The sequence below is a fragment of the Clostridia bacterium genome, assembly GCA_012840125.1.
Classification (GTDB): Bacteria; Bacillota; DULZ01; order DULZ01; family DULZ01; genus DULZ01.
In genome coordinates, this window is sequence record DULZ01000086.1 from 1 (window position 1) to 4,427 (window position 4,427).

A 4,427-nucleotide genomic window follows, 5' to 3' on the forward strand; every position below is an offset into this window, starting at 1 on the left:
CCGTAGGGGATTCGAACCCCTGATCCCGGATTGAAAGCCCGGTGTCTTAACCGCTTGACTAACGGGCCGTATGGAATGGTGAGCCATCCGCGACTCGAACGCGGGACACCCTGATTAAAAGTCAGGTGCTCTACCGACTGAGCTAATGGCTCACGCCTCACAGCTATATATGTTACAGTAAATTTAACAATCTGTCAATAACATTTCTTACCTGGTTTCCGCCGGAATGGTGAGCTCATCTTTAAACTTGGCTTGTATTTGCAGGATCTTGTCAATGCCTTTAAAAAACGCCTCTACCACCTCCGGGTCGAACTGCTTGCCGGAGGCTTGCCTGATATATTCCAAGGAATACTCGTTGGAATAGACGGGCTTGTAGATGCGCTTGCTGGTCAAGGCATCGAAGACGTCGGCCAGGGCCACAATCCTCCCTACTAAAGGTATTTTATGCCCTTTCAGCCCCATCGGGTACCCGGTACCGTCAAAACGCTCGTGATGAGAAATGGCGATTTGCTCGGCAATCTGCATGATCTTTGATTCGGCATTACCCAGGATGCGGGCCCCGATGATGGTATGGGATTTCATGATTTCCCAATCTTCAGGGGAGAGTTTGCCCGGTCGCAGCAGCACGCTGTCCGGTATCCCGATTTTTCCCACATCATGGAGGGGACTGGCGTAATAAATAGCCTCCACCAGGCTGTCGGGCAGCCCCATCTGCCTGGAAATCTCGGCGCTGTAGTGGCTGATGCGCTTGATATGGCCGGCAGTATCTTCATCCCGGTACTCGGCGGCGATGGACAAGCGGTAGATGGTATCTAGGTAAGAACGGGTTAAACTGGCGTTGCTCTGTTTCAATTCTTCCATGGCGGCCTGCAGTTGGGCGGTCTTTTCTTGCACCATTCGTTCCAGGGTCTGGTAGTATTTCTTTTTCTGGGCATACTCGTAATACTCCCGCACTTTCAGCAGGGACTTGACGCGCGCCACCAGTTCAGCCCGGTCCAGCGGTTTCATCAGGAAATCATCCGCTCCGGCTTCTATGCCCCTCAACCTGGCTTGCTTGTCGGCATAGCCGGTGATCATCACCACGGGGATCAAGCGAGTGTCTTCATGGGTTTTTAACGCCCGGCAAACTTCAATCCCGTCTTTATTGGCTAAAATCAGATCCAGAATAATCAGGTCAGGTTTGATCTCGAGCACGAGCTGCATGATGTCGCCGGTGCCGTCATCTTCGATGATCTGGTAATTCAGAGGGGCTAAAAAGCTGGAGATAATGGTCCTTTCCAACCTGCTGTCGTCCACAACCAGGATCCTTGCTCTAGTGTCACTCATCCCGCCGGCCTCCGATTTCATCTCTTTACTCTATGTTATGCCGCAGCAACAGTTTCTTAAGCTACAGTTGCTATTTTCGACGTAAACTTGAACCATTCCTGCCGATTCATGGCTTTTTCCTGTAAGCAACTCCCAACGCCTTGTACCCGCAAAAAAGAACAAGGAGCAGGCGGCATCTGCTCCTCAAGATAACTAATCTCCCCAAATAGGGCTCCTGTGCAGCCTCGCTCCGGACCGCCGGGCCCCGTGCTAAAACAGTTCATGGGGGCAACCGGCCGTGGCCCCCTTGAACCCGTTAGACTCGCTTGGCGATGGCTCGCGCCACCACAATACCGGTTACGGACGCCTGCATCAACCCCCTGGTAATGCCGGCCCCGTCACCGATGGTGAAGAAGTTCGGAATGCACGTTTCGAAATTCTGGTCCACGGTGACTTTGGAAGAATAGAACTTGACTTCCACTCCGTACAACAGGGTATTGCGGGCGTAGATGCCCGGAGCAATGTTATCAAAAGCCCGCAAGGTTTCCACGATGGAGGTCAGGTAACGCTGCGGCAGGACATAGCTTAAATCACCGGGCACGGCGCTCCTTAAGGTAGGAATGGTGGTGGATTTCTTTAACCGGTCATAATCGGTGCGCCGCCCTTTGAGCACATCCCCCAGCCGCTGGACCATGACTCCTCCCCCGGTCAGCATGTTGGCCAGCCGGGCGATATAACGGCCGTATTCGATGGGTTCATTAAAAGGCTCGGTAAAGCGGGTGGAAACCAGCAAGGCAAAGTTCGTGTTCATCGTTTTCAGCCCGGCATCGGCGTAGCTGTGGCCGTTAACGACGGCAATACCCCCGTCATAGTGTTCCTCTGACACGACGCCCCCCGGGTTCATGCAAAAGGAACGGACTTTGTTGTCAAAAGTGTCAGAGTAATACACCAGCTTGGCTTCGTAAAGATCTTTGGTCAAGTGATCCATGATGGAGTTGGGCACCTCCACCCGGACGCCGATATCCACTTCATTGTTTTGGGTTTTGATGCCCAGCCGCTGCATTTCCTGGGCCAGCCAAGCCGCCCCGCCCCGCCCGGGAGCCGCCACCACATAGTCGGCTTGCACGATTTTGGGTTCCTGCCCCCTTTTTTTCAGCAGTACCCCTTTGAGCTTCCCGTTGTCCACCACAATCTCCTGCACGGAGGTCAACTCGGAAAACTCCGCATTGGTGTTGGTCACCAGGTAATCATACATGGCTTTTAACACTTCAAAAGCCTGTTCCGTACCCAGGTGGCGCACCGGGCATGGAATGAGCTTGATGCTGTACTTACTGGCTTCGTACATGATATCTTCCACGCGCTTGTTGTCCAACCCGTACACCACGGGGCTGGCGCCAAATTCCAGGTAAATGGAATCGGCGTAATCTATCAGGGCCTGGGCCTCTTCAAAACTCATATAATCAGTAATGCGCCCGCCCACTTCAGGGGATTTGCTGAGTTTCCCGTCGCTGAAAGCCCCCGCCCCGGACCAACCGCTGGTAATGGCACAGGGGCTGCAGTTCCGGCAAACACCGGTCTGCCTGGCGGGGCAAACTCGCTTGTCAATGCTCCGGCCCTTATCCACAATGAGAATACTGGCATGCTCATTCAGCCGCGCTAACTCTAAGGCGGTAAAAATCCCCGCCGGACCTGCTCCCACCACAACCACATCGTACCTGTCCTTCATCGTATCACCTCATCTCGCTGCTTAAGGACATAAAAATAACTCAAACAGAACCAATTTCCATTTGAGTTTACCCACACAAATTCCACCGGCGAACACGGTTATTATATCAGGAAGGACTTAAGGGGTCAAGCATATTCCGAATATTGACGGGCTAAGTGTAAAAAATATTCGGCTAAGCCGCCGCGGCCCGGTCTTGCAGCCGGTCCAAGCCCAGCAAGCGAATCACTGCCAAGGTCAGGGCCCCATCCACCAAATGGTGGAGCCCGGTACCAACTCCCACCACCAAACCCCAATCATAAACGCTGAAGCCAAAAGGAATGACGATGAGCGCCTCCAACCCGGCATGCACGGGCAAGGACACCAGGATAGCCAGGTAAAAAGGTTTTTGCCGCTGCAAAACTAGACCGGCCACCAGGCCCACCACCACATGGCTGGCGGCCCGGGCGGCAATCACCGGACCCATGGTGAGCAAAAAGCCGAAAGCGGAAGCAGCCCCCACGATCGCCGCTACCAAAGGGCTGATCAATGCGCCCAGAAACAAAGGCACATGGGAAGCCACGGTAGCGCTGAAAGGCCCCACGATAACGCGCAAATAAGGGCCCAGCGCCAGCGGAATCAACAGCGAAAAGGCGGTAAGCAGCCCTCCTAAAGCCAATTCCCGCGCTTTCATCAGGATGCCTCCTTTTTGCCCCGGGTTATTTCCTGCTGCCGAAGTCATATCTTTTAAGAAAAGTTACCAGTAAATGGCCCAAGGTGAACACCACCGCAGCCTGGCTGGCACTGATGCTGAGCACCGTCAGCCAGTAAGGCCAACCAAACAGCAGGTGCAAATAAGCGCTGACGAACAAGCCGTTGAACACTACCGGCGGTAAATAGGCCCACCGGGAATCCCGTAACAGGAAGGTGGCATAGGCCGCCATGAGGGTAATCAAGCTGCCGCAAACGATGTCCACCAGCCCTAAACCGCCGAAAATGTTCGCAATTAAAGCCCCGATAAACAGGCCCGGGATAGCTTCCACGTACAGTATGGGCAATAGGGTCAGCGCTTCCGCCAGCCTCAGCTGCATGACACCGTAGGAGAGGGGCTGGAAGGCCAGGCAAAGGACCACGTAGACGGCGGCAATCAGCGCTCCCCTAACAATGCTGGTCCTGTGCTGCATGGTGATCTACTCCAAGTAAACCGCCGTACCGCTGGCGGTGACCATGAGCATAGTTTCGCCCAGGGCTTCATAATCAATGGAAATGCCCACGACGGCATTGGCCCCCAGGCTTCTCGCTTCCTCCGCCATCTCCCTCAAAGCCGTTTCCCGGGCCTGGAACAATTTCTTCTCATAAGCGCGGGAACGGCCGCCGATCACGTCGGTGATGCTGGCGAACAAATCCCGTACCAGATTCG

Annotated in this window: 5 protein-coding genes and 1 tRNA gene; all 6 read right to left on the reverse strand. The window is 54.3% G+C overall.

What is annotated here, in order from left to right:
- Positions 1-76: 76 nt before the first annotated feature.
- Positions 77-152: transfer RNA gene (locus GXX34_09900), tRNA-Lys, on the reverse strand.
- A gap of 55 nt (positions 153-207) precedes the next feature.
- Positions 208-1,326, reverse strand: coding sequence for a response regulator (locus GXX34_09905; GenBank protein ID HHW07818.1), 1,119 nt, complete (start codon positions 1,324-1,326; stop codon positions 208-210).
- A gap of 295 nt (positions 1,327-1,621) precedes the next feature.
- Positions 1,622-3,031, reverse strand: coding sequence for an FAD-dependent oxidoreductase (locus GXX34_09910; protein ID HHW07819.1), 1,410 nt, complete (start codon positions 3,029-3,031; stop codon positions 1,622-1,624).
- 172 nt (positions 3,032-3,203) lie between these two features.
- On the reverse strand, positions 3,204-3,701 hold the full coding sequence (locus GXX34_09915; GenBank protein ID HHW07820.1) for an ECF transporter S component: 498 nt from the start codon (positions 3,699-3,701) through the stop codon (positions 3,204-3,206).
- A gap of 25 nt (positions 3,702-3,726) precedes the next feature.
- Complete coding sequence (locus GXX34_09920) at positions 3,727-4,191, reverse strand: QueT transporter family protein (GenBank protein HHW07821.1); 465 nt, start codon at positions 4,189-4,191, stop codon at positions 3,727-3,729.
- A 6-nt stretch (positions 4,192-4,197) separates the two neighbouring features.
- Positions 4,198-4,427, reverse strand: a 230-nt coding sequence (locus GXX34_09925) for a YbjQ family protein (GenBank protein HHW07822.1), incomplete at its 5' end; no start/stop codon positions are given.

Coding starts and splice junctions, on each gene's coding strand:
- GXX34_09915 (HHW07820.1), bottom strand. CDS start 3,701: ATGAAAGCGCGGGAATTGGCTTTAGGAGGGCTGCTTACCGCCTTTTCG.
- GXX34_09920 (HHW07821.1), bottom strand. CDS start 4,191: ATGCAGCACAGGACCAGCATTGTTAGGGGAGCGCTGATTGCCGCCGTC.
- GXX34_09905 (HHW07818.1), bottom strand. CDS start 1,326: ATGAGTGACACTAGAGCAAGGATCCTGGTTGTGGACGACAGCAGGTTG.
- GXX34_09910 (HHW07819.1), bottom strand. CDS start 3,031: ATGAAGGACAGGTACGATGTGGTTGTGGTGGGAGCAGGTCCGGCGGGG.